This window comes from Halomonas sp. RT37 (genome assembly GCF_040070525.1).
GTDB lineage: Bacteria > Pseudomonadota > Gammaproteobacteria > Pseudomonadales > Halomonadaceae > Halomonas > Halomonas litopenaei.
This window is the reverse complement of sequence record NZ_CP098827.1, coordinates 1569737-1593293: the sequence shown is the minus strand read 5'-3', so window position 1 is coordinate 1593293 and position 23557 is coordinate 1569737. Positions and strand designations below refer to the sequence as shown.

The following is a 23557-nucleotide window of genomic DNA, read 5'->3' as shown; positions in this document are numbered from 1 at the left end:
ACCCGGGGCCCTGCAACGGAGGTCAGACATGGCTCGCATCCACGACGACAATGCCCAGGCAATCGGCAACACCCCGCTGGTGCGGCTGAACCGGGTCAATGAAGGCGCCACGATCTGGGCCAAGATCGAGGGGCGCAATCCGGCATACAGCGTCAAGTGCCGGATCGGTGCGGCGATGATCTGGGATGCCGAGGAACGCGGCGTGCTCAAGCCGGGCATGACCATCATCGAGCCCACCAGCGGCAATACCGGTATCGCCCTGGCCTTCGTCGCCGCCGCCAAGGGCTACCCGCTGACCCTGACCATGCCGGCCTCCATGAGCCTGGAGCGGCGCAAGGTACTGAAGGCCCTGGGCGCCGAACTGGTGCTGACCGAACCGGCCAAGGGCATGCCCGGCGCCATCGCCAAGGCCGAAGAGATGGCCAAGTCCGATCCGTCGACCTACTTCCTGCCCCAGCAGTTCTCCAACCCGGCCAACCCGCGCATCCACGAGACCACCACCGGCCCCGAGATCTGGAACGATACCGACGGCGAGGTCGATGTCTTCGTAGCCGGCGTCGGCACCGGGGGCACCCTGACCGGGGTCTCGCGCTACATCAAGAAGACCCAGGGCAAGGCGATCACCACCGTGGCGGTGGAGCCCACCGACTCCCCCATCCTGACCCAGGCCAGGGAAGGCAAGGAACTCAAGCCCGCTCCCCACAAGATCCAAGGCATCGGTGCCGGCTTCGTGCCGGACAATCTGGACATGGATCTGGTCGATCGCGTCGAGACGGTCACCAACGAGGACGCCATGGCCATGGCCCATCGACTGATGCGTGAGGAAGGCATCCTCTGCGGCATTTCCTGCGGGGCAGCGGTCGAGGCTGCGGTGCGTGTCAGCAAGCTACCCGAGTTCGCCGGCAAGAATATCGTGGTGGTACTGCCAGACAGCGCTGAGCGCTATTTGAGCTCGGCGCTGTTCGCCGACCTGTTCACCGAGCAGGAACTCAACCAGTAACGTCGCCCAGACGGTCAACAGGCGAGCCGGCCCGTGCCGGCTCGCCTGTCATTTCGATCCCGCCTTTCATCGCTGCCGCTGGAGAGGCGAGTCGCGCAGCCTCCCGCGGCATCTCAGGTATTGAGCACCACGCCGCCATTGAGGTGCAGCGTCTGACCACTCATGTAAGACGACTCCTCGCTGGCCAGATAGACATAGGCGGGCCCCATCTCGCTGGGTTGGCCTGCCCGATTCATCGGCACCTGACCACCGAACTCGGCGACCTTTTGTTCGTCGAAGCTCGCCGGGATCAACGGCGTCCATACCGGCCCCGGGGCCACTGCGTTGACGCGAATCTCGCGATCCATCAGGGTCGCCGCCAGCGAACGTACCAGTGCCTGCACCGCCCCCTTGGTCGCGGTGTAGTCGAGCAGGGTGTCATTGCCCTTGAAGGCATTGATCGAGGAGGTAGCGATGATGGTATCGCCGGCGTCGAGGTGGGGCACCGCCGCCTTGGACAGATAGAAGTGGCTGTAGACATTGGTGCGGAAGGTCCGCTCCAGCTGCGCATCATCCACCTCGGTAATATCGGACCAGTCATACTGTTCGGCGGCGTTGTTGACCAGGATATTGAGCCGTCCAAAGCGCTCGATGGTGCTGGCCACGGCCTGACGACAGAAGTCGGCATCACCGACGTCCCCCTTGAGCACCAGGCACTCACCGCCTTCCTTCTCGACCATCTGGCGGGTGGTCTCGGCATCCTGATCTTCTTCCAGATGCACGATGGCGCAGTGCGCGCCCTCACGGGCATAGTGCACCGCCACGGAGCGACCGATACCGCTGTCGCCGCCGCTGATCAGCGCCACCTTGCCGTCCAGCTTGCCGCTGCCACGGTAGCTGTCACGGATCACCTCCGGCTCGGGCTGCATGGCCGACTCGCTGCCGGGCTGACGATGCTGTTGCTGAGGGGGTTGCTGTGTAGACATGGATCCACTCCTTCGGCTCATCGACATGGCGAACGTCATGGCCCCCGCCACCACGGGCATCCCTGGGGGCCGGCGGTACGCAACAGGCGTCTGCGGCAGAAGCCCTTTTCTGCACGTGACGTGAAGGTTGTGTACCACTTTTGTACAGAGTGGGACAGTCAGCGACTGACTTCAAGGGCCAAGCAACGACTCTCTACTTTGCACCGTCAAGCATCTCGACCTCTCGCCGCCTTCATGTCGCTCACACTGGTCCATAGGCGCTGCGTGCCGACGTGCCCCCTATCCCCATGCCTTGAAAAGGAACACCCATGCCCCATCGCACTCCTCCCAGCGTCAGTCGCCAACGCAACAAGGTGGTCAGTGCCGAGGAGTCGGTACAGCTGATCCGTGACGGCGACAGCCTTGCCACCGGCGGCTTCGTCGGGGTGGCCTTTCCCGAGGCACTGGCGGTAGCGCTGGAGCAACGCTTCGTGGAGTCCGGCCATCCTCGTGACCTGACGCTGATCTACGCCGCCGGCCAGGGCGACGGCAAGGGCCGTGGCGTCGATCACTTCGGTCACCCGGGACTGCTCAAGCGCGTCATCGGAGGCCACTGGGGGCTGGTACCGCGCTTGCAGAAGCTGGCCATCGACAACCAGATCGAGGCCTACAACCTGCCACAGGGCGTGATCTCCCATCTATTTCGCGACACCGCCGCCGGCAAGCCGGGCACCCTGACCAAGGTGGGGCTCGATACCTTTGTCGACCCACGCCAGGGGGGCGGCAAGATCAACGAGCGCACCACCGAAGATCGCGTGCGGCTGATGCCCATCGATGGCGAGGAGTACCTGTTCTACCAGGCTCAGCCGATTCAGGTCGCGCTACTGCGCGGGACCACCGCCGACGCCGACGGCAATGTGACGATGGAGCGTGAGGCGCTGTTTCTGGAGATGCAGGCCATTGCCATGTCGGTGCACAACTCCGGAGGCATCGTCATCGTCCAGGTCGAGAGTCTGGCCGAACGAGGCACCCTCAAGGCCAAGGACGTGAAGATCCCCGGCGTGCTGGTCGACGCCGTGGTGCTGGCACAGCCCGAGCATCACTGGCAGACCTTCGCCACCCAGTTCAGTCGTGCCTTCGCCGGCGAACTGAAGGCGCCGATGAATGACATCGCCAGCCTCTCGCTGACCGAGCGCAAGGTCATCGCTCGCCGCGCCGCCTTCGAGCTTCGGCCCAACAGCATCGTCAATCTGGGCATCGGCATGCCCGAGGGCATCGCCAACGTGGCCAATGAGGAAGGGCTGCTGGAGTACCTGACGCTGACCGCCGAGCCCGGCGTCATCGGCGGTCTGCCGGCGGGCGGGCTCGACTTCGGCGCCGCCATCAATACCCAGGCGATCATCGACCAGCCCAGCCAGTTCGACTTCTACGATGGCGGCGGCCTGGACATCGCCTTTCTCGGTCTCGCCCAGGTCGACCAGGAGGGCAGCGTCAACGTCAGCCGTTTCGGCCCCAGGCTTGCCGGCGCTGGCGGCTTTATCAACATCAGCCAGAACGCCAAACGGCTAGTGTTCGTCGGCACCTTCACCGCCGGTGCCCAACTGTCCATCGAGTCGGGAAGACTAAAGATCGACGCCGACGGCAGCCAGCGCAAGTTTGTCGAGCGCGTCGAGCACCGCACCTTCAGCGGTCCCCTGGCGGCGAAGCGCGGCCAGCCGGTGCTCTACGTCACCGAGCGCTGCGTGTTCGAACTGCGCGCGCAAGGGCTGACGCTGATCGAGATCGCCCCGGGGGTGGAACTGGAGCGCGACATCCTGGCGCTGATGGACTTTCGGCCCCACATCGACGCGCCCCTTGCCACCATGGATCCCCGCCTGTTCGACAGCGCCTCCATGGACCTGCTCGAGACCCTGCTGGAGCGCCCGATCGCCGAGCGCTTGAGCGTCGATCTCGACACTTACCAGTTCTTCATCAATTTCGAGGGACTGGCGGTCAACGACGATGACACCATCGCCACCATCGAGAGGGAGGTCGAACGCCTGCTTGAGCCCCTGGGCCGTCCTGTCTATGCCATCGTCAACTACGACAACTTCACCATCGCGCCGCACCTTGTCGAGCGCTACACCGAAATGATCTGCGGATTGTCCGAGCGCTTCTACGAGCGCGTCACTCGCTACACCACCAGTGCCTTCCTGCGCCTCAAGCTCGGCGACGCGCTGGAGCGCCGTGCCGATGCACCGCACATCTACGAAAACCGCAAGGACGCCCTGAGCCACCTGCTCGACGAGCAGCAAGACAGCTGACCATTCTGCGGCTCAACTGCCTGTGCATCTGCTTGCGAAGAGGCGCCACGACTACCCCCGAGCCAGCGATTCACGCTAGCCATGCGGCAACGGGGGACCGTGTCCCCCGTTGCCACCTGCCGGGCAAGTCGGCGAATCAGATGTCCACGTCGATACCATCCTGGATCTTGAGCACGGCGTTGCCGTTTCCATCGTAGACGTTGTAGGTGATGCCATCTTCCTGCACCTGATTGCCGGTGGCGGACCATTCATCGGCTCTCAAGGAGACCCTGTCTCCGGCGTCACCACGCACAAACAGCTCATCACCACTGGTCATGTCGAGCACATCCTGTGCACTCAAGGTAACGTCATGGTCCTGGCCCTCCCCCATCAGGTCCAGTGTCTCGATATTGCGCACCTTGCCGGGATCGATGTCCTCGCCAAAGCGCAACTCGACCACATCGTCACCACCGAGACCATTGATCGCCTTGCCGCTGTAGAGCAGCGTATCGTCACCGGTCGTCGGCTCCACTGCGCGGATATCGAGGTCCACCTGGCCTTCATAAGGCGGGTCGAGGGTATCCTGACCGTCCACGGTGGCCAGGCTGAAGTCCAGGGTGACATTGCCATCGGTCGCCTTCTGCACCAGCGTCAGCGCATTCAGTTGGTCGATTGAGATGTCATCGATCACATAGGTATCGGTTCCGGCGTCGTAGGTCCAGTCCAGAAGATTGTCGCCACTGAAGAAGCTGGCGTGCTCCCCCAGCCCCTTGAGGGTCAACGTCACCTGTTCGGAACCGTCTCGATCCAGCACCGAGGCGTTGAGGTTGAGCGGAATTCTGTCGCCCTCATCGCCGAAGCTCAGCAACGGATCGGCCTCGATCGGATCGGCCACGGCGTCCACCAACACCGAGAACGCCTCGTCACCGATGTAACGTTCGCCATCACGGCCGGCGATGGCTGTCACCGAGAGGCTATCGGCGCCACTGAGGTCTCCGCTCCAGTCACGTGGAGGGATCAGGCCGACGTAGGCAGGCAAACTCCCGTCAGGCTTGAGAATCGACCAGCTGCCCTTACCCATATTCTCCGCCAGGGTCGCGGAAGCCGCGTCGGCTCCGGTCATCACCAGCCAGCCGTTAGGCAGGCCATCGATCAGCACCGCTTCCAGGGTCTGGGAGGGGTCGAGCAAATCAACCTCGAGACCGCTGACATCGATCAGGCTGTCCTCCTCTCCCCGGATGTCGTTGACCGACACTTCAGGCGGCGGCGGCGGTACCTCGACGCTGGCCTGGTCCTGATCGGCTTCCCGATTGGTCGCGTCGGTTTCCTGGGTGGAGCCTTCGGCGACAAGCGAGACTTCTCCCCAGACCCCCACCGCCGGACGGTAGGTCAGATTGACCGTGTCTCCGACTGCGACGCCGTCGATGACGTAGCGACCATCTGATCCTGGCGTCAGCGCCTGGCCGTTGTAGAACAGGGTACCGCCTGGCGCGGCACCACCATCGGCATCGGTTGCTCCACTCTCGTCGAGGGTCAGAACCAGTTGACCGTCCACCAGCGTAACGTCCGGGCTGTCGGCAGGGCTGGTGACGCCGACCTCGAAGTCAACATCACGACCATTGTCGGCCAGCTCGCCCGATACGCTGACCTCGGGGGTATCCGTCACCGGAGTAACCGGGGGGTCCACGGTGACAGAATGTGAGTTTTCCTTGCCACTGGATGAGCGGGTGGTCAGGGTGGCGTCGAAGGTGAAATCTTCGCCATTGTCATTCCAGTTGGCCGGTGGCGTCACGCTGATCGACGCCATCAGGTCATCCAATGCGGCCTGACCACCGCCGTCGGTACTGGCGTACCACACCGATTGGCCGTTGACCGTGGTCTCCTCCATGCCCGTAACCACGGTCCCCGGCGGCAGATTGCTGAGGGTGATGGAGCTGGCACCGTCGTTCCCGGCGATCTGGGCATCGATCAGCTGCGACAGCGGAGACGCCGAGTCCTCGGTCATGGCAGCACTGGAGTCGTTGTCCCAGCGCTCGATATCGGAGGCATCCTCCCCGTCGTTGTCATCGCCACTGCCGCTCAGCGTCCAGCTTGCGCTGGCGCTCTGCTCCAGGGTGTTGCCCCCGGCGTCCTGGGTCACCGCGGTGATGGTGATGGAGTGGTTGTTGATATCGTTCAGTTGCCCCCCTTCCCCCAGGACAAAGACGAAAGAGTGCTGCTGCGGAATGGGGCCGTCGAAACTCTGGGGCGGATCCAACTCGATTCGCCACTGGCGGCCGCCGCTGTCACCGGCCACCACGCCGATATATTCGGCCCCTTCCACACTGACGCCCTCCGGCACACCATCGATCAGGAAATAGCGGAGCGACTCACTGCCGTCCTCGTCGGGCTGGTTACCTGCGTCGGCGTCGGCGGACTGATCGACCGCGACATTGACCTGAACGCGATCACCGGTCCCGGCATTGACGTCATTGCCGGTGATGCTGACACCACCACCCGAGAGGTTGACGATGCTGGTGATATCGATGGTCGGCGTGTCGGTGACGGCATCGATGACTACCTGATGAATGGCATCCCTGGGTGCCGACGTCACGTCATCCACCTGACCTTCGTAGCCGGCGTTCGGTGTGTCGGTCACCTGGTAGCGCAGCGCCAGTTCGGCGCTACCCGCACCGAAGTTGGCATCCCCCTTGGCGTAGAGACGCTCCCAGGCGCCATTGGTCAGCTTGTACTCGCCGCCCTCCATAGTGACATCCGGGTCTGTGGCCGCCGCCTGGGCGAGCGTGGTGCTCGTGGAATTGCCGACGTAGATGGTAAATGGCGCCTGGAGCACATCAGCGGCGTCGATCCACACCGTCTCGAGCATCTCGTTGGTGTCGCCATTCTGTGTTACCAGACTGAAATCGAGCTTGCCCAGGGTATCCTCGACAAGACGCGAATCGGTCTCGATCACCCCTTCAGGACTCGGCGTCACTTCGAACGAGACCTGATGCTGGTCCCCATCGCGTGAATCGCCATCATCTTCGGTCACCACCGGGGTGACACTGAAGTCGACACGACCGCTGAAGTTGTCAGGGGTGGTGATGCGCACGTCGGCAAGCTCTCTGGTGACCCAGACCCGCTCGTCGCCCTCGGCATCCTCAGGACTGATGAGCACCGCTCCGGCCACGGCGAAGCCTTCGTCCAGCCCGCTGATGCGGTAGGCCAGTGATTCAGAGTCATCACGATCACCGCTTTGCACCGTGACAAGATCGCTCAATCGTACCTCGGTCACGCCATCGTCCAGCGCCTGCTCCACGTAGGATTCGACGCTGGTGGTCACCTCGGGAGCGTCTGCGACTCCCTTGACCTTGACCAGGATATCGCGTGCTTCACCGGTGAACTCGCTGGTGACGCCACCGAAGGTGTCCACGCTGACAGGTGTTGCCTTGATGGAAAAATCTTCGTTGCTGTCCGGTGGAGGTGTAATGGTGAGAGGCACACTGGCATCGAAGTTGTCGATGATATAGTTGCCATTGCCGTCATCGGCCACCTGCTGACCATTGTAGTGAAGCACCGCCCCATCCGGCAGATCGGACAGGGTCATGCGATAGACCTCGTTGGGATCATCGCTCTGGGGCCGAAGTTCAAGCGCCACCGCCGTGTCTTCATCGGTCTGGGCCACCGGCTCGTAGCCCAGGGACACACGATCCGCTACTGGTTCCTGGACGCGGATGCCGGTCAACAGCGCCTCGCCGGACACCGCAGTGTCCACGTTGCCCTCTCCATCGGTATCCACCGTCTTCGCTTGCACGCGGATCTGGAAGGTGCCCTTGCGATTGGTCGGCGGGCGAAACTCCACGCTGGAAAGATGCTGGACCGGAATTTCTACCGGGGTCCCGTCGTAGGACTTTTCTACCCACTGACCAGCCTCATCGAGATAGCGGAAGCTGGCACCGATCATGTCTCCGGCCTGACCATCCAGCTGCTCTGGCGTCAGTCGGGCGAAGGTCTTCTCCGAACCATCGCTGTCCTGATTCGACCAATCGTCCTTCAAGTCGAAATCATCATTGGTCAGCTTGAACCACTCGTCCTCGGCGACACCGTCGCTGGCGCCATAGGTATGCCCACCGGTCATGGTGAGATCGGCCTTGCCATCGCCATCGCTGTCGCTGACGCCGCTGGCGGCAATGACCTCCGCCTTGGGCGCGACCTTGGGCGAGTAGGTCACCTCCTTGACCTCCTCATCGCTGACAGTAGCGCCATCGATGGTGGCCGTATCGGTGATCCCGACCTTGAGCGTCAGGCTTGGGTCATCGCTCTCGTGGGCCGGCCCGGTCAGGCTGTAGTTCTTGAAGGCACCGCTATCCACGTCACTCTTGGGTACGCTGAACCCGTCGCTGCCGTTGCCGGTGTGCACCAGGTTGCCGTCGGCGTTGCGGATCTCCCAGCCATCGGGTACCACGGCGATCTCGATCGAGGTGATCGTCTCGCTGGTCGCACCACCACCGTCGTCATCCCCGACCTTGAGCGAGGCGAGAAACTTGAAGGCCTCATCTTCAGTACCGCGCGCGCTGACGGAAGGGTCATCCACCACTGGAGTCACATCGATGTCCAGAGTGACTTTGTCTTCCTTCCAGACGCCGTTCGGCGAGGGACCATCGGCGTCGCCATCCCGCGCTCTCAAGGTTACCGAGACTCCCTTGATTTCACCGCTGAAGTCATCCGGCGGCGTAATGGTGATCTTGGGGAAGTCGGTAGTCGAAGCACTCAGCCCACCGGCGGGTACCCGCACCTGGCCACTGGCGCCAACGACTCGCGTCAGGTTGTCGTTGATGGTGACCACGGTGCCCTCGGGCAATCCCTCGAGCAACAGTTCACGATACTCGCTGCCGTCCAGATCCTCGAAAGACGCCTTCAGCGTCTCGCTCAGGTTGAAGGCGACGTCTTCCGCGGTCTTGAAGACCTTGTGATCGGTGTCGTCAGCGAAGGTCAAAGTCACGTCATCGGTGACCGCCTGGACCGTTACCGGGACACGAATCGCCGAGGTGGCTCCCGGGATGCCGCTCAGACGCTCGCCGTCGGCGTCGACCTCATAGCTCGAGACCTGGATCGATAACGAGAAATTGCTGCCGTCCTGTGCCTTCGGCGCTACCTTCAGCCCCTCGAATTCCGCACGGGTCATCACCAGGTCAACGTCACCGTCGTCCAAGGTCGAAAGATGAGAGCCATCGGACAGCTTGATGGTCAGCGTGCTCTTGCCCTTGGTGTCGATAACGCTACCGTCGGCCTTCAGCAGCTTGGCTCCAGAGGGAAGCCCGGACACGGTAATGGCCCCCAGCAGTTCGGGGTTGTCCCCTGCTGCCCCCATGTTCTGATCGGTGGTGTCGGTAGGCGATGGTGCGGCAAGACCAAGCGCCACCGATACATCTTCGTCGGTCGCCGCCGATGATGACGGAAGATCCGGCTTGTCAGCCACGGGGGTGACGGTCACATCGACGTCTACCGAATAGGTGGTGCCGCCCTCTGTGTAGGTATAGGTAAAGGCATCGGCGCCACTGTAGTTGCCGTCGGGCTTGTAGGTCAGTCTGCCGTCGGCACCGATGGTGACACTGCCATACTCCGGCGCGTCGCTGATCGCTAGGGTATCTTCGGTAGCGTTGGCGGGGGTGGAGAAGGTTTTCTTGCCATCTTCCTTCAAGGTGATGCTCTGAGACTCCTGCGCCGGGTCATCGACCACGGTCACCTGGAAGTCGTCTTCATCGATATCGCCGTCGCTGTCGATCACCTCGAACGGTAGCGTCAGCACGATATTGCCGTTGCTATCGACCACCGAGGTCACGTGATCCAGCGGGCCCTCCAGGGTGAAGCGGTAGCTGGCATCGTTGCTACCGGCATCGAGCACGCTGATGGTAAATACCGTTTCGCCGTCTGCACGGGCGGTCAAGGTGTGCCCATCACTGGAAAGCGAATAGCCGATCGCCTGATTCTCGGAGGTCAGCCCAAGCTGATTCAGGGTCGCCACGGTATCAGCGGTGAACCGGGTATCGATGCTGTCCTGACCTTTGTTGACATCAAGATCACCGCTCACCGAGCGTTTGCTGGTGTTCGGCTCGGAGCCAGATGCCAGATACTGTTCGTCGAGGCGTCCATCGGTCGGATCACCGATGCTCGGTTCGGTGTCTTTGACCAACACCGGCTGCTGCGCGGTGTTCGACCGAGAGCCGTCTGCATCAATCAGCACATAGCTGAAATCGTCGCGCAGCGTATCGCCGCTGTCATTACCCTGCGGGCGAGGATGGGCGGCGCTGGCGACAGGCGTATAGCTCCAGTTTCCATCACTTGCAACGGTCAGGCTGCCGTAGCGAGTCTCCACAGTCACACTGCCGCCGTCGGAAATGCTGCGGGCGGTCGTGGCACCGCTGCGATCGATAAAGGTGATGCTCTCGACCCGGGCCCCATCGGCGCCCAGGGTGTCGTTGACCAACAGGTTGGTGCCGCTTGTACGCGCGTCGCCCTCGGTGGTGGTCTGCAGAGAGTCGCTGGTGGCAGAGGGACCGTCGTCGCGGATCAGGATATCCAGATTATCTTGACGGCTGTCACCGGAGTCATCGGTCACCTTGACCGCTAGCGAATCCACCACCGAACCACTGGCGTGATTTGCTGGTTTCGTCAACGTATAGGTGTAGGACAGTTCATCGGCAACCGCGTCGTACCCTGTGATCGACAAGGTTCCGTAGGCCATGTCGATAGAGATCGGCTGGCTGGCGCTCGCTGCCTGAAGCTCTGCCAGGGACTTGCTGATGGAACCGAAAGCAACACTGGCCACCTCGTCGACTCCGCCCGAGCCCACGGCGATGACTCCCGACACCACATCGCTATCGTCAGCCAGCGAGCCTGATTCGAGGCCGGCTTCGCTGACGCTGGCGTCTCCTGCCACAGTGGGACCGTTGTCATCGGGGATCGTCAGTTCGGGGACATCGCTATGGACGATGACCGTCTTGTCGCCCCCGGCAACCAGCTTCTCGTAGTTACCCCCCGTCAAGGTATCGATGCCAATGGTCCAGGAAGCGGTATCATCGGCGCTTTCGCCTGGCCCCAGATTCTGGTCCTGATCGGGAGCACGCAACGTCACCTGGGCACTGGTGGCGCCCTCGGCGATGACCACTTTGGTGCCATCGTCGAGCGTAATCGTCAGAGGGCCGCCTTGGGGTGGTTCCTCGACGGTCAGTGTGACGCTGACTGCCTGTCCTTCATCCGCATCGTCAGGCGCACTCAGGGAGACCACCACTTCATCGATGGTGTCATTCACCTGAGTGCTGACCGTGGCGGAGTCGACCTCGAGCTTCTCCAGCGTGCCAATACCGCTGGCCGGCTGGCCATCAGGCTCAACTTCCTTCGCCTCACGGATCGAGTTGACCACCTGGCCGGGATCGACGTAGACATCGTCTGATGGCGCGGCCACCGTGACCGAGGCGCTGGTCTGACCCGCCGGTACAGTCAGCGACTCGCCGTTGGCCAAGGTCACAGCGATCGCCTTGTCGGCGCTACGGGGCTGGCCCTGTGGGTCCTGCAACTCCACCGTGTAGGTGATCGCGCCACCTTCCGTCAACTCAGGAGTGGCCTTGAGCACCAGTCGAGTAATGTCGTTGTCGTCCACCATAAGGGTAGTGACGCCATCGCCAAGATCGACCTGGTCGTAGCCGGTGGGCGTGGCCGACTCGATGGAGAAACCCCGGCTCGTCTCCCCCTGATTCACATGCTCATCGGGTCGGCTCGCCACCTGAATACTGGCACTGCGCTCGCCCTCGACAATGGTGATGGTATTTCCGTCTTCGAGCGTCACCACCACATCGCGATCGGCCACATTGTCCATGGTCGCGGTTACGGTAATGAACTCACCCTCGACGACCGTGCTGCTGGCGCTCAATTCGATGCCCAAGGCCACCGGCTTGCGATCCAAGGCGTCGTCGGAGTTGCCCGCCGGATCGGTGACCCGAGCATTTGCCTGAACGTGGGTCTGACCGGCCACCACCGGCACTTCGACGTCGAGCCCATCGCTCAGGTCCTGGGCGGTGACGCTACGCTCGAGCAGCACGTTGCCTTGACCATCGGTCACCCTCAGGGTGTCGCCCACTTCGGTGCCGGCACCCAGGTTCACCCGCGCGGTAACACTGTCGTCGTTGCCGATCTCGCTCTGCTGGTAGGCACCATCATCACCGGCCCCGATCAGTGAGATCGTCACGCTCGGCGGCTGGTCGTCGATCGGCTTGGTGTCGTCGTCGCTGTCGCTGTTGCCGGCAGGATCGGTGACGGTGGCGGTGACGCTCACGCTTTCGTCGCCCTTGGTGACCGGCACCTCGACGTCGAGCCCATCGCTCAAGTCCCGGGCGGTGAGGCTGCGCTCGAGCAGCACGTTACCTTGACCATCGGTCACCCTCAGGGTGTCGCCTACTTCGGTGCCCGAACCCAGGGTCACCCTGGCAGTGACACTGCCGTCGTCGCCGATCTCGGCCAGGTTGTAGACGCCATCATCACCGGCGCCGGCCAGATTGACCTCCACCGTCGGCGGCTGGTCGTCGATCGGTTTGGTGTCGTCGTCGCTGTCGCTGTTGCCATCGGCGTCGGTCACGGTCGCCTGGACACTGACACTGTCATCGCCGGGCGCAACAGGCACTTCCAGATCGACGCCTTCCGTTAGATCAGTCACCGTGACCGGGCGATCCAGCAGTACACTGCCATCGGCGGCAACCACCACCAGGCGATCACCGACCTCCGTATCGTCACCAAGAATCACTCTGGCGGTGACGCTGCCATCATCGCCGATTTCCGCCAGAGAAAAGATGCCGTCGGCTCCCGCGCCCAACAGTTCGACGCTCACGCTGAGCGCATCATCCAGCAAGGCACCATCATCATCGTCGATGGGGTCACCGTCACGCACTTCAATGCCCACCTCATCCGCCAGTGGGAAATTGAATGCTAGCGGATCCACGTTTTCGACGATGCGCAAAAGGCGTACGAAACCGTGTCCTTCATTACCGCTCCCTCCAGCCGATGAGCTACTACCCGCCTGGGGAGGATTCTCCTCGAGTTCAGCCAGCAGCTCATTCAGGGTTTCGTCACCGATCTCCTCTCCCGTACGACTGAAATCCCCTTCACCGAGGGGCGTGTCATCATCGGGCCCGCGGTAAAAATCGCCCGAATCGGATGGCGAAGGGCTCTCACTCAGCAGTCGAGAAACGAGCACGCCATCCGTCGTCATCAGGTTCAGTCTAAGGGCTGGGTCTCCTTCGAGTACCAAGGTGGCGGCTTGGGGAGCCGAAACAACAGCATCGGTAGATAGGCTTTCGCCTACTCTCAGCAGACGCAGTTGACCGGAGTCATCACGAATCCAGACCTCCCCTTCCATGTCGAGAATTCTAACCCGTGAATTCATAGCACCAAGCCCCTGTCGTAGATCGATTATCATTGTCACTGGCCAGTCACCCAGGCTCCTGGACCGAACCCTCGGAAGGAATGCAAACCGACGTATCGCAACCGGTGAACAAGGAGGGAGACCACATTGATCAGTGCCTTAACACCGGTAAGATGCATCCAAGAAACCTTGCCCGAGTTATAGCACTTTGGAACATTTTGTTACATTTTTAGCTAAAACACGTCTCAAGAATGCACGAAACTGCATATTAGGTAACACTCACGCCTCTGCGTGACACCATGCTTCTCGATTCCAGAAACCACTATATAAAACACCTTATATTATTATTCTAGATATTAAGGTATTATAATTATCACTATTAAAGTACGTTTCTCATCATTCTTTTTTACTAATCTTTTCAGGCGGGCCGACTTGGCCAGGCTGCACCCACCTCTGCCTTGTGGCATAGAGCGCTGGATATTCGGCGAAGCTACGGAGGTAGCACCGTTGAAGGCATTCGCTGGGTGGAGCGCTGGAAACCTGGTCCGCCGGGGCGCCACTCCGACACGCCCGGTCCTAGGCGCTGTCCGAAAAGTCGACGAGCGAAGGTTAGACAAGGCAAAAATCGGTGAGACAGCGCAGTTTACGGGGTGTAAATGAGCATGTTGATCCGATTTTTAACACCGTATTACCGAGCGCAGGCACTTTTCAGACAAGCCCTAGAGTCCTGTCACACGACAAAGGGCGCCGGAGTTTCCTCCGGCGCCCTTTATGCAAGCGGCTTGGAAAGCGTCTGCCTTCAGCCGGCTTCCCGATCCTGCATGTCCTGCAGGTACTCTTCGGCGAGGTTGGCCTTGGTGGCATCGTCAAAGGCGCGTCCGGCGAGCTGGAACACCTCCTGCTCTTCCTCGTCGAGGTGATGAGTGACCAGATGCTGCAGCTTCCTGGCGCTGGCAAGCCAGCCCGGTGAACTGTAGTCGGTCGTCTCGAGCGCCTCGATCAGCTCATCGATCTCGTGGTGCTCGGCCACGCTGTGCCGCGCCTTCTCCTGGGTCATGTCATGCTCCATCATCGGCATGTACAGCGCCCGCTCTTCTGCGCCAGCGTGGTTCTCGAGCTCCTCCTTGACGCGCTTGAACAGCTCATCGCGCCCGTCACTGTCGCCTTCGGTCTCCACCAGCAGTTCCAGCAGGCGGCGCTGCTTGTCGTGGCTCTCACGCAGGGCTTCAAAGATGGTCACGGATCTCTTCCTCCTTGTCGAAGCGAAGCCAGGATCGCGCCGTCGACGGCGTCTGTTCCATGGCGATGTCACGGTTCTTCCATATACCAAACTTGTACAAGGATGGTTATATTGTTCAAGATCCGCAACCCGAAGCCTACGATCGCCTAAGTCTACCGAGTCTTTTGCCCAATTCTGCTCCACTCCTGCTGGGCTTTACTCCCAGGCCAGACGGCTACGGGAAGAAAGCTTGCTCAGGGAACCCGCGGGAGCGCTTTGCGAACGCTTGAGGACGCTAGCCGGTCGGGCTCGTCCAGGAGACGCCAGGTAGCGACCGCCAGCATTGGGACGGACGTCATTTTCGGGCGGACCCAATTGGCAAATTTTTGTTCGGTACGTGCCAAATCGGGCGGCTTCGGGAACACCTCGAGTCGCACCGACAGGTTGTCGGTTAGCATCCGACAGAGGCTACGTCGACTGACTACAAACTCGGCCGTCGGCCGCCCTGAGTCGGCAATCCCGGCTACAGTGTGTGGGCAGCAAGGAGCCAGGGGGAGTGGACGATGGTAGCTTGCCCAGTCACTCGGAAGCTGCGTTACTGTACATGGACACGCAATAGCGGGAGGACACCCTGCCTTGAGAGCCAGCATTCGACTTGCCGTCATGGCCTCATGCATCGTGCTTTCCGCCCGAGCCGCCGACTCCCCTCCTCTGACGTCAGGACAGACCCTCTACCAGCAGGGAACCCACGGCGAGTCACCTCATCCCTCCTGTGCAAGCTGCCACGGTGTCGATGGCCTGGGGATCGATGGCACTGCACCCGCTGTCCATTGGACGGCATTGACCAGCGAAGACCACCAGCCTGGCTATGATCGAACGAGTCTGCTGAAGGCACTGAGTCAGGGCATCGCTCCCGATCAACGCCGACTGTCTGCGCAGATGCCACGTTACGCACTGGACGACGACGTTCTGGACTCGCTGATCGACCACCTGCAACAGCTCTCGGCGGCGACGGACACCGGCATCGAACCCACACGAGTGCTGGTGGGCATCTCCGGAAATTCGGACCTGGATATCGGCTTCAGCGCGGCCATTGTTGCCTTCAATAGCCAGGGCGGCGCTTTTGGTCGACGTATCGAGGTGACGACGCGGCCTGACGTGTTGACGACCCTGACCGAGATCGACGACCGGCTGGAAGAGCGCTTGCAGACGGCCTGCCTGGTGGCCGCCGTCAGGGAAGTGCGCAATACCAGCGCACAGCGCGTGGGCCTGCTCGGCCGCCATGGCGATGAATTTCGCTTTCGGCTGATGACCATGAGTCTTCCGCTCTCGGCGGCAGCCGATGTGACCCTGGTCGCCAGCGACAATATTGTCGACGAACTGGAAAATGGTGAACTGCTGGACACCCCCAGAACCCTGGTCGGTTGTCTGGATCATCTCGGCGAACACGCCGCTGCCCTGGCAGAAGCCGGCCATGAGGTTATCCTCGCCATACCGCACCAGGACGCCCTGAGCTGGGCCGCCCTCCACGATCAGGGGCCCGAAGCCCTGCGCGGCTACGCCCTTGGCGCCCTGCTCGGAGAAGCCCTGGCTGCAGCGGGGGCCGATCTGACACCGGAGCGATTGAACAAGGCACTCGAGAGCATTGCTCTGACGGCCCAGACCGTCTATTTGGAACCTCGCTTCACCCCAAGGTATCTGCTCAGCCCGCCGTGATCAGACGCGCCGTCAGATACATGCCCAGGGCAAAGACGATATGGCCCACCACGTTGTTCATGCGGGCGAGGCTCGGGTTGGGAGCGCCCGAGCAGGCAACCCCCACTCCCATGCCAGGCTGCAGGATGAACCAGCCCGCGCCTACCGTCACCAGGCCTACGATCAAGGCCGGGCCAAAGGTCGGTGCCAACGCCCAGCCATCTCCCCACACCAACAACAGCGCCAGGGCAAAGCTCACGCCCACGACGTAGTGCATGATCCAGCCGATGGCGAGCTCACCGCCGATCGCAGGCGAGGAAGCGATCCCCTGGCGATGGACCAGTCTCCCCTTGGGCAAGCCCGAAAACCAGCGGCCGACCAGATGCCAGGGTGGCAGTGGTTGCCCTATCGACTTGTTCAACAGCCAATTCCACAGATCCAGCAGCGCCGTCCCGCCGACACCGATCACCAGGGCAAGACCAAGCGTATCGAACATCCCTTTCTCCTGACACTGGACTCCATCAATCGCCCTGGAGCCGAAGGCATAAGCGCCCATCACACGATCGGCGTCACCACCGACGCGCGCAGGCCAAGCTGAAAAATACAGGCAAGACGATCGCCGTGCCGAGATAGCATCGACCTGCCCCGCCTTCTTCATGCTGCTTCAAGCAATCCTAAGCGCCTGATCGAGATCCTCGAGCAGGTCTTCCACGTCCTCGAGCCCTATCGACAATCTCAACATGCTGTCCGAAATACCTCTGCGCTGGCGTTCCTCGTCGCTCAAGTCCACGTGGGTGGTCGTGCGGGGCTGAGTCACCAGACTTTCGGCGCCACCCAGGCTTGGTGCCAGGGCAAACCAGCGAAGCGATTCCGCGATCTTCTCCGTCAACGAAAGGTCCGCCTCCAGCTCGAGCGTCAGCATGCCCCCGAACCCACGCATCTGCCGCCTGGCCACCTCGTGCCCGGGGTGACTCGTCAGACCAGGATAGTGGACACGACGTACTGCCGCATGCGATTGCAGCGCTTCGGCGATCGTCTGCGCCGAACGGTTGTGCTGCGCCACTCGAACCGACAGGGTCTTGAGGCTTCGCGACAACAATGACGCTGTCTGCGGCGATGGAGCACTGCCCAGAGACTGACGCCACCAATCGATAGGCTCCAGCAACGCACGAGTGCCCATCACCGCCCCTGCGGTGAGATCACTGTGCCCTCCCAGATATTTGGTGGCACTGTGCACCACCAGATCGGCGCCGAGTGGCAGCGGCAGCTGGTTGACCGGCGTGGCAAAGGTATTGTCCACCACCACCAGTGCGCCATGGGCGTGCGCATGCCTCGCCAGCTTTTCGATATCGGTGATGGCAAGCGTCGGGTTGCTCGGTGTCTCCACAAAGACCAGTCCAACGCCCTCGCGTAGCCTCCGCTCGAGAGCGTCGCCTTCATCGCCCAACACCAGGTCGACGGGATAACCGAGGCTTGGCAATCCCTTCGCCATCAGCCCCAGAGTGCCACCGTAGATCTCACCGTAGCCCACCACCCCTTTCTTGCCGTGGGCCAGCAGCAACGCGCTGATGGCCCCCATCCCTGCACTGAAACTCAGGGCGGCCTCGGCCCCCTCCAGTCCTGCCAGCACATCCTCGAGGGCGTACAGCGTCGGATTCATGCCATAGCGCGAATAGAAGCCACCACGCCTCTTCCCTTCTCCGACCTCTCGCAGAGAGGCCGTATCATCGAAGGCAAAGGTCGTGGTGTCGTAGATCGGCATATGGGGACTGCCGAAGGGATCACGCTGTTGCTGGCCATGGATGGTGCGCGTCGCCAGTCCATAGCGGTCGAGACGGGGCATGCTGCCTCCTTTGTGAGCTTGCAAGCCAATCACCGTCTGACCAACCTAGCGTGAAAGCAGACACTTCACCAGAAACGCATGCCCAAGCGCCCGCCGCAGGGATATTCATGGACTCCGCTCTCGGAGGCCGTTCTCAGCAGCCGTCACCGCGCTTAAAAGGCGTTCAGCGGGATCTTGAGGTAGCGACGGCCGTTGGACTCTGCCTTGGGCAAACGTCCTCCCAGAATATTCACCTGGAGTGATGGCAGCATCAGCGCAGGCATCGGCAAGTCCTGGTCGCGTCCATTGCGCATGGCGATGTAGCCGGCCTCGTGCTGACCCTGGAGATGGATGTTGTCACGGCGCTGCTCAGCCACCGTGCTCTCCCACCGGGGCTCCCGGCCTCCGGGGCGATAGTCGTGCCCGGTAAATATGCGGGTATCTTCCGGCAAGGCAAGCAGGTCCTGTATCGACTGCCACAATGCCTGAGCGTCGCCACCGGGAAAGTCAGCCCGGGCCGTGCCGAAGTCAGGCTGAAACAGGGTGTCGTGGACGAAGGCAGCATCACCGACGCGGTAGGTAACCGACGCCAGGGTATGCCCGGGAGAGAACATCACCTCGACCTCGAGACTACCGATGGAGAAGCGATCCCCCTCGGCCCACAGCCTGTCCCACTGACTACCGTCGCAGGCCAGCTCCGGCCAATGATAGATATCCTTCCACAGCGCCTGTACCTCGGTGATCTTCTGCCCAATCGCCGTCGGCGCCCCCGTCTGCTGCTTGAGATACTGCGCCGCCGACAGATGATCGGCATGGGGATGGGTATCCAGCACCCACTCCACTTCGAGGCCGTGCTCCTTCACGTAGCCAAGCAGTTCATCCGCGCTGGCGGTGGACGTCGCACCGGAGGCCGCATCGAAATCAAGCACCGGATCGATGATGGCACACCGTCTGGTATCGGGGTCCGTGACCACGTACTGGACGCTCGATGTCGCGGTATCGAAGAATCCCGTCACCTGTGGCCGCCCCTCGGAATGACGAATTCGTTGCATCTGGCACCTCCTTCGCTCTGTGTACGATGAATATGCCATTTCGATCTTTCTTTAGCACCTTTGTTCCATCCAGAGCAGCATTCCGCATAGGAAGCAGAAACGAAAGAAGCCCAACTCCTCTCGGAATTGGGCTTCTTCTAAAGAAAATCCTGACGATGACGCTTAGACAGCAAGGTCGCTCGCATGGGGGTGAGTCACCCCAGCGCTCTTTACAAGGGCTGCAGCGAAGCTGCAAGGGGGGACGAACGACGCGAGCTTGCCCTTGAGAAGAGCCAGGCCGGACCGCGCCGAGGGGGTTATCGGCGCGGCCCCACATATAAAGAGAGGGGCTGAACTTGTAGAGAGACCATGCATGCGCTCTTTACAAAAAGAAGGCCCGACTATCTCTCGATAACCGAGCTTCTTCTGAATAAATGCCTGATGGACGGTCCCGCCTTCTGCTCTACAGCGCCCGTCCGTCCTGGCCGCCGCTCTTCCCTGAAGACTGCCGGATGACGCCACCAAGATAACAATGTTTCTCGCATGGGGGTGAGTCACCCCAGGGTTTTGCGGCAACGCCGCAAGGGGTGACGAACGACGCGAGCTTGCGAGCGGCCGGACCGCACGCAGTGCGGCCCCACATATAAAGAGAGGGGTCTTCCCCATGCATGCGAAAAAGCCCAACTCCTCTCGGAATTGGGCTTCTTCTGAATAAATGCCTGACGATGACCTACTCTCGCATGGGGAGACCCCACACTACCATCGGCGCTGAGCGGTTTCACTTCTGAGTTCGGCAAGGGATCAGGTGGTTCCCACTCGCTATGGTCGTCAGGCGGAAAAAAGACAATATATATCATGCCGACGATACGTTTCATCGTATCCGTCAATTGATTCGAGACATCATCGACCAAAACCCTTTGGGTGTTATATGGTCAAGCCTCACGGACCATTAGTACCGGTTAGCTCAACGCCTTGCAGCGCTTCCACACCCGGCCTATCAACCAGCTGGTCTTGCTGGGTCCTTTAGGAGGCTCAAGGCCTCAGGGAGATCTCATCTTGAAGGGGGCTTCCCGCTTAGATGCTTTCAGCGGTTATCCCGTCCGTACATAGCTACCCGGCAATGCCACTGGCGTGACAACCGGAACACCAGAGGTACGTCCACTCCGGTCCTCTCGTACTAGGAGCAGCGCTTCTCAAATCTCCAACGCCCACGGCAGATAGGGACCGAACTGTCTCACGACGTTCTAAACCCAGCTCGCGTACCACTTTAAATGGCGAACAGCCATACCCTTGGGACCGACTTCAGCCCCAGGATGTGATGAGCCGACATCGAGGTGCCAAACACCGCCGTCGATGTGAACTCTTGGGCGGTATCAGCCTGTTATCCCCGGAGTACCTTTTATCCGTTGAGCGATGGCCCTTCCATACAGAACCACCGGATCACTAGAACCTACTTTCGTATCTGCTCGACGTGTCTGTCTCGCAGTTAAGCACCCTTATGCTCTTGCACTCACTGCACGATTTCCAACCGTGCTGAGGGTACCTTCGTGCTCCTCCGTTACTCTTTGGGAGGAGACCGCCCCAGTCAAACTACCCACCACACACGGTCCTCGAACCGGATTACGGTCCTGAGTTAGAACGCCAATGATGCCAGGCTGGTATTTCAAGGTTGGCTCCACCCCATCTGGCGACAGGGTTTCAAAGCCTCCCAGCTATCCTACACAAGCAACATCAGCGTCCAGTGTGAAGCTGTAGTAAAGGTTCACGGGGTCTTTCCGTCTAGCCGCGGGTACACAGCATCTTCACTGCGATTTCAATTTCACTGAGTCTCGGGTGGAGACAGCGTGGCCATCATTACGCCATTCGTGCAGGTCGGAACTTACCCGACAAGGAATTTCGCTACCTTAGGACCGTTATAGTTACGGCCGCCGTTTACCGGGGCTTCGATCAGGAGCTTCGCGTGAGCTAACACCATCACTTAACCTTCCGGCACCGGGCAGGCGTCACACCCTATACGTCCGCTTGCGCGTTTGCAGAGTGCTGTGTTTTTAATAAACAGTTGCAGCCACCTGGTATCTTCGACCGCGTCAGGCTCCGGTCGCGAGGACCTTCACCCTAATGCGGCGTGCCTTCTCCCGAAGTTACGGCACCATTTTGCCTAGTTCCTTCACCCGAGTTCTCTCAAGCGCCTTGGTATTCTCTACCTGACCACCTGTGTCGGTTTGGGGTACGGTCTCACAGTATCTGAAGCTTAGAGGCTTTTCCTGGAAGCGTGGCATCGATGACTTCCTGACCGTAGTCAGTTCGTCTCGCCTCTCGGCCTTAAGGATCCGGATTTACCTGAATCCTCAGCCTACCGGCTTTCACCAGGACAACCAACGCCTGGCTCACCTAGCCTTCTTCGTCCCCCCATCGCAATACTGTGAGGTACGGGAATATTGACCCGTTTCCCATCGACTACGCCTTTCGGCCTCGCCTTAGGGGCCGACTCACTCTGCTCCGATTAGCGTCGAACAGAAACCCTTGGTCTTCCGGCGGGGGAGTTTTTCACTCCCCTTGTCGTTACTCATGTCAGCATTCGCACTCGTGATACCTCCAGCATGCTTCTCAACACACCTTCATCGGCTTACACGACGCTCCTCTACCGCGTGTTCGCATCCTTAAAATGACTCAGGCCGTTCACCTTGCCCTGCCCGACTCAACGTTCGGGAAGCGCTTTGCCATCGCTTCGCGATGGCAGCGAACTGACACTATCGAATCACCTTAAGTGATGCGAACACACCCGTAGCTTCGGTACCTGGTTTGAGCCCCGTTACATCTTCCGCGCAGGCCGACTCGACTAGTGAGCTATTACGCTTTCTTTAAAGGATGGCTGCTTCTAAGCCAACCTCCTAGCTGTCTAAGCCTTCCCACATCGTTTCCCACTTAACCAGGATTTCGGGACCTTAGCTGACGGTCTGGGTTGTTTCCCTTTTCACAACGGACGTTAGCACCCGCTGTGTGTCTCCCACGCTTGCACTCACCGGTATTCGGAGTTTGCCTCGGGTTGGTAAGTCGGGATGACCCCCTAGCCGAAACAGTGCTCTACCCCCGGCGGTGATACGTGAGGCGCTACCTAAATAGCTTTCGAGGAGAACCAGCTATCTCCGGGCTTGATTAGCCTTTCACTCCGATCCACAAGTCATCCAAATCTTTTTCAACAGATCCTGGTTCGGTCCTCCAGTTGATGTTACTCAACCTTCAACCTGCTCATGGATAGATCGCCCGGTTTCGGGTCTATTTCCAGCGACTGGTCGCCCAGTTAAGACTCGATTTCTCTACGCCTCCCCTATACGGTTAAGCTCGCCACTGAAAATAAGTCGCTGACCCATTATACAAAAGGTACGCGGTCACCAAACAAGTTGGCTCCCACTGCTTGTACGCATACGGTTTCAGGATCTATTTCACTCCCCTCTCCGGGGTTCTTTTCGCCTTTCCCTCACGGTACTGGTTCACTATCGGTCAGTCAGGAGTATTTAGCCTTGGAGGATGGTCCCCCCGTCTTCAGTCAAGGTTTCACGTGCCTCGACCTACTCGATTTCACAACACTCAGGTTTCGGTTACGGGGCTATCACCCACTATGGCCAGATTTCCCAATCTGTTCACCTACCAGTTGTGTTGCTTAAGGGCTGGTCCCCGTTCGCTCGCCGCTACTAGGGGAATCTCGGTTGATTTCTTTTCCTCGGGGTACTTAGATGTTTCAGTTCCCCCGGTTCGCCTCTCATGTCTATATATTCAACATGAGATACCCAAGTTACCTTGGGTGGGTTTCCCCATTCAGAGATGTCCGGGTCGCAGGTCGTTTGCCACCTCGCCGAACCTTATCGCAGGCTTCCACGTCTTTCATCGCCTCTGACTGCCTAGGCATCCACCGTATGCGCTTCATCGCTTGACCATATAACCCCAAAGGGTCTGTCAATCGATGATGTCACGACAATTGCCGGATACGCTTGAAACGTATCTTACTTTGTCAGCATGATATACATTGTTAAAGAGCATTAGAGCACAAAACTCTAAGCTGGCGGCTTGTGGCTTGCTAATGAAGCACAAACGTCCAACTCAAAGTTCCGTTAACCGCTCTATCGATCAGGTAATTCATTGTGAGCACTTACCGACAGTCAGATGACGTGT

General features: G+C 60.4%; 9 protein-coding genes and 2 rRNA genes. 3 read left to right on the top strand and 8 right to left on the bottom strand.

Annotation, left to right across the window (positions count from 1 at the left end; genetic code table 11):
• Positions 1 to 28: 28 nt before the first annotated feature.
• Positions 29 to 1000: a cysteine synthase A gene (gene cysK / locus NFG58_RS06895; protein ID WP_045993341.1), complete on the top strand. Its 972-nt coding sequence runs from the start codon at positions 29 to 31 to the stop codon at positions 998 to 1000.
• Between the two features lie 113 nt (positions 1001 to 1113).
• On the opposite strand, the gene NFG58_RS06890 is transcribed toward cysK, so the two are convergent.
• Positions 1114 to 1965 carry an SDR family oxidoreductase gene (locus NFG58_RS06890; RefSeq protein WP_045993342.1) on the bottom strand — a complete coding sequence of 284 codons (852 nt, stop codon included), beginning with the start codon at positions 1963 to 1965 and terminating at the stop codon, positions 1114 to 1116.
• A gap of 308 nt (positions 1966 to 2273) precedes the next feature.
• Here NFG58_RS06890 and NFG58_RS06885 point away from each other — a divergent pair, with 308 nt between their 5' ends.
• Complete coding sequence (locus NFG58_RS06885; protein ID WP_348827845.1) at positions 2274 to 4247, top strand: acyl CoA:acetate/3-ketoacid CoA transferase; 1974 nt, start codon at positions 2274 to 2276, stop codon at positions 4245 to 4247.
• Between the two features lie 136 nt (positions 4248 to 4383).
• Here the strand turns inward: NFG58_RS06885 and NFG58_RS06880 are convergent, their stop codons facing one another.
• Positions 4384 to 13158, bottom strand: a complete 8775-nt coding sequence (locus NFG58_RS06880) for an immunoglobulin-like domain-containing protein (RefSeq protein WP_348827844.1) — start codon at positions 13156 to 13158, stop codon at positions 4384 to 4386.
• A 1261-nt stretch (positions 13159 to 14419) separates the two neighbouring features.
• Positions 14420 to 14860: a hemerythrin domain-containing protein gene (locus NFG58_RS06875; RefSeq protein ID WP_287164728.1), complete on the bottom strand. Its 441-nt coding sequence runs from the start codon at positions 14858 to 14860 to the stop codon at positions 14420 to 14422.
• A 615-nt stretch (positions 14861 to 15475) separates the two neighbouring features.
• Here NFG58_RS06875 and NFG58_RS06870 point away from each other — a divergent pair.
• Positions 15476 to 16555, top strand: coding sequence for a cytochrome c (locus NFG58_RS06870; protein WP_348827843.1), 1080 nt, complete (start codon positions 15476 to 15478; stop codon positions 16553 to 16555).
• Here the strand turns inward: NFG58_RS06870 and NFG58_RS06865 are convergent.
• From NFG58_RS06865 to NFG58_RS06845, 5 genes are all read right to left on the bottom strand, one after another.
• Positions 16542 to 17030, bottom strand: a complete 489-nt coding sequence (locus tag NFG58_RS06865; protein WP_108447578.1) for a DUF2938 family protein — start codon at positions 17028 to 17030, stop codon at positions 16542 to 16544. The two genes, NFG58_RS06870 and NFG58_RS06865, sit on opposite strands and share 14 nt — an antisense overlap.
• 168 nt (positions 17031 to 17198) lie before the next feature.
• Entirely contained in the window at positions 17199 to 18377 is a 1179-nt protein-coding gene (locus tag NFG58_RS06860; RefSeq protein ID WP_348827842.1) for an aminotransferase class I/II-fold pyridoxal phosphate-dependent enzyme, read from the bottom strand.
• Positions 18378 to 18529: 152 nt separating this feature from the next.
• Positions 18530 to 19408 (bottom strand): MBL fold metallo-hydrolase, encoded by an 879-nt coding sequence (locus NFG58_RS06855; protein WP_108447577.1) that lies wholly within the window; start codon positions 19406 to 19408, stop codon positions 18530 to 18532.
• A 696-nt stretch (positions 19409 to 20104) separates the two neighbouring features.
• A 5S ribosomal RNA gene (gene rrf / locus NFG58_RS06850) occupies positions 20105 to 20220 on the bottom strand.
• A 95-nt stretch (positions 20221 to 20315) separates the two neighbouring features.
• Positions 20316 to 23321: ribosomal RNA gene (locus NFG58_RS06845) — 23S ribosomal RNA — on the bottom strand.
• Positions 23322 to 23557 lie beyond the last annotated feature (236 nt).

Coding starts and splice junctions, on each gene's coding strand:
- cysK (WP_045993341.1), top strand. CDS start 29: ATGGCTCGCATCCACGACGACAATGCCCAGGCAATCGGCAACACCCCG.
- NFG58_RS06890 (WP_045993342.1), bottom strand. CDS start 1,965: ATGTCTACACAGCAACCCCCTCAGCAACAGCATCGTCAGCCCGGCAGC.
- NFG58_RS06885 (WP_348827845.1), top strand. CDS start 2,274: ATGCCCCATCGCACTCCTCCCAGCGTCAGTCGCCAACGCAACAAGGTG.
- NFG58_RS06865 (WP_108447578.1), bottom strand. CDS start 17,030: ATGTTCGATACGCTTGGTCTTGCCCTGGTGATCGGTGTCGGCGGGACG.
- NFG58_RS06860 (WP_348827842.1), bottom strand. CDS start 18,377: ATGCCCCGTCTCGACCGCTATGGACTGGCGACGCGCACCATCCATGGC.
- NFG58_RS06855 (WP_108447577.1), bottom strand. CDS start 19,408: ATGCAACGAATTCGTCATTCCGAGGGGCGGCCACAGGTGACGGGATTC.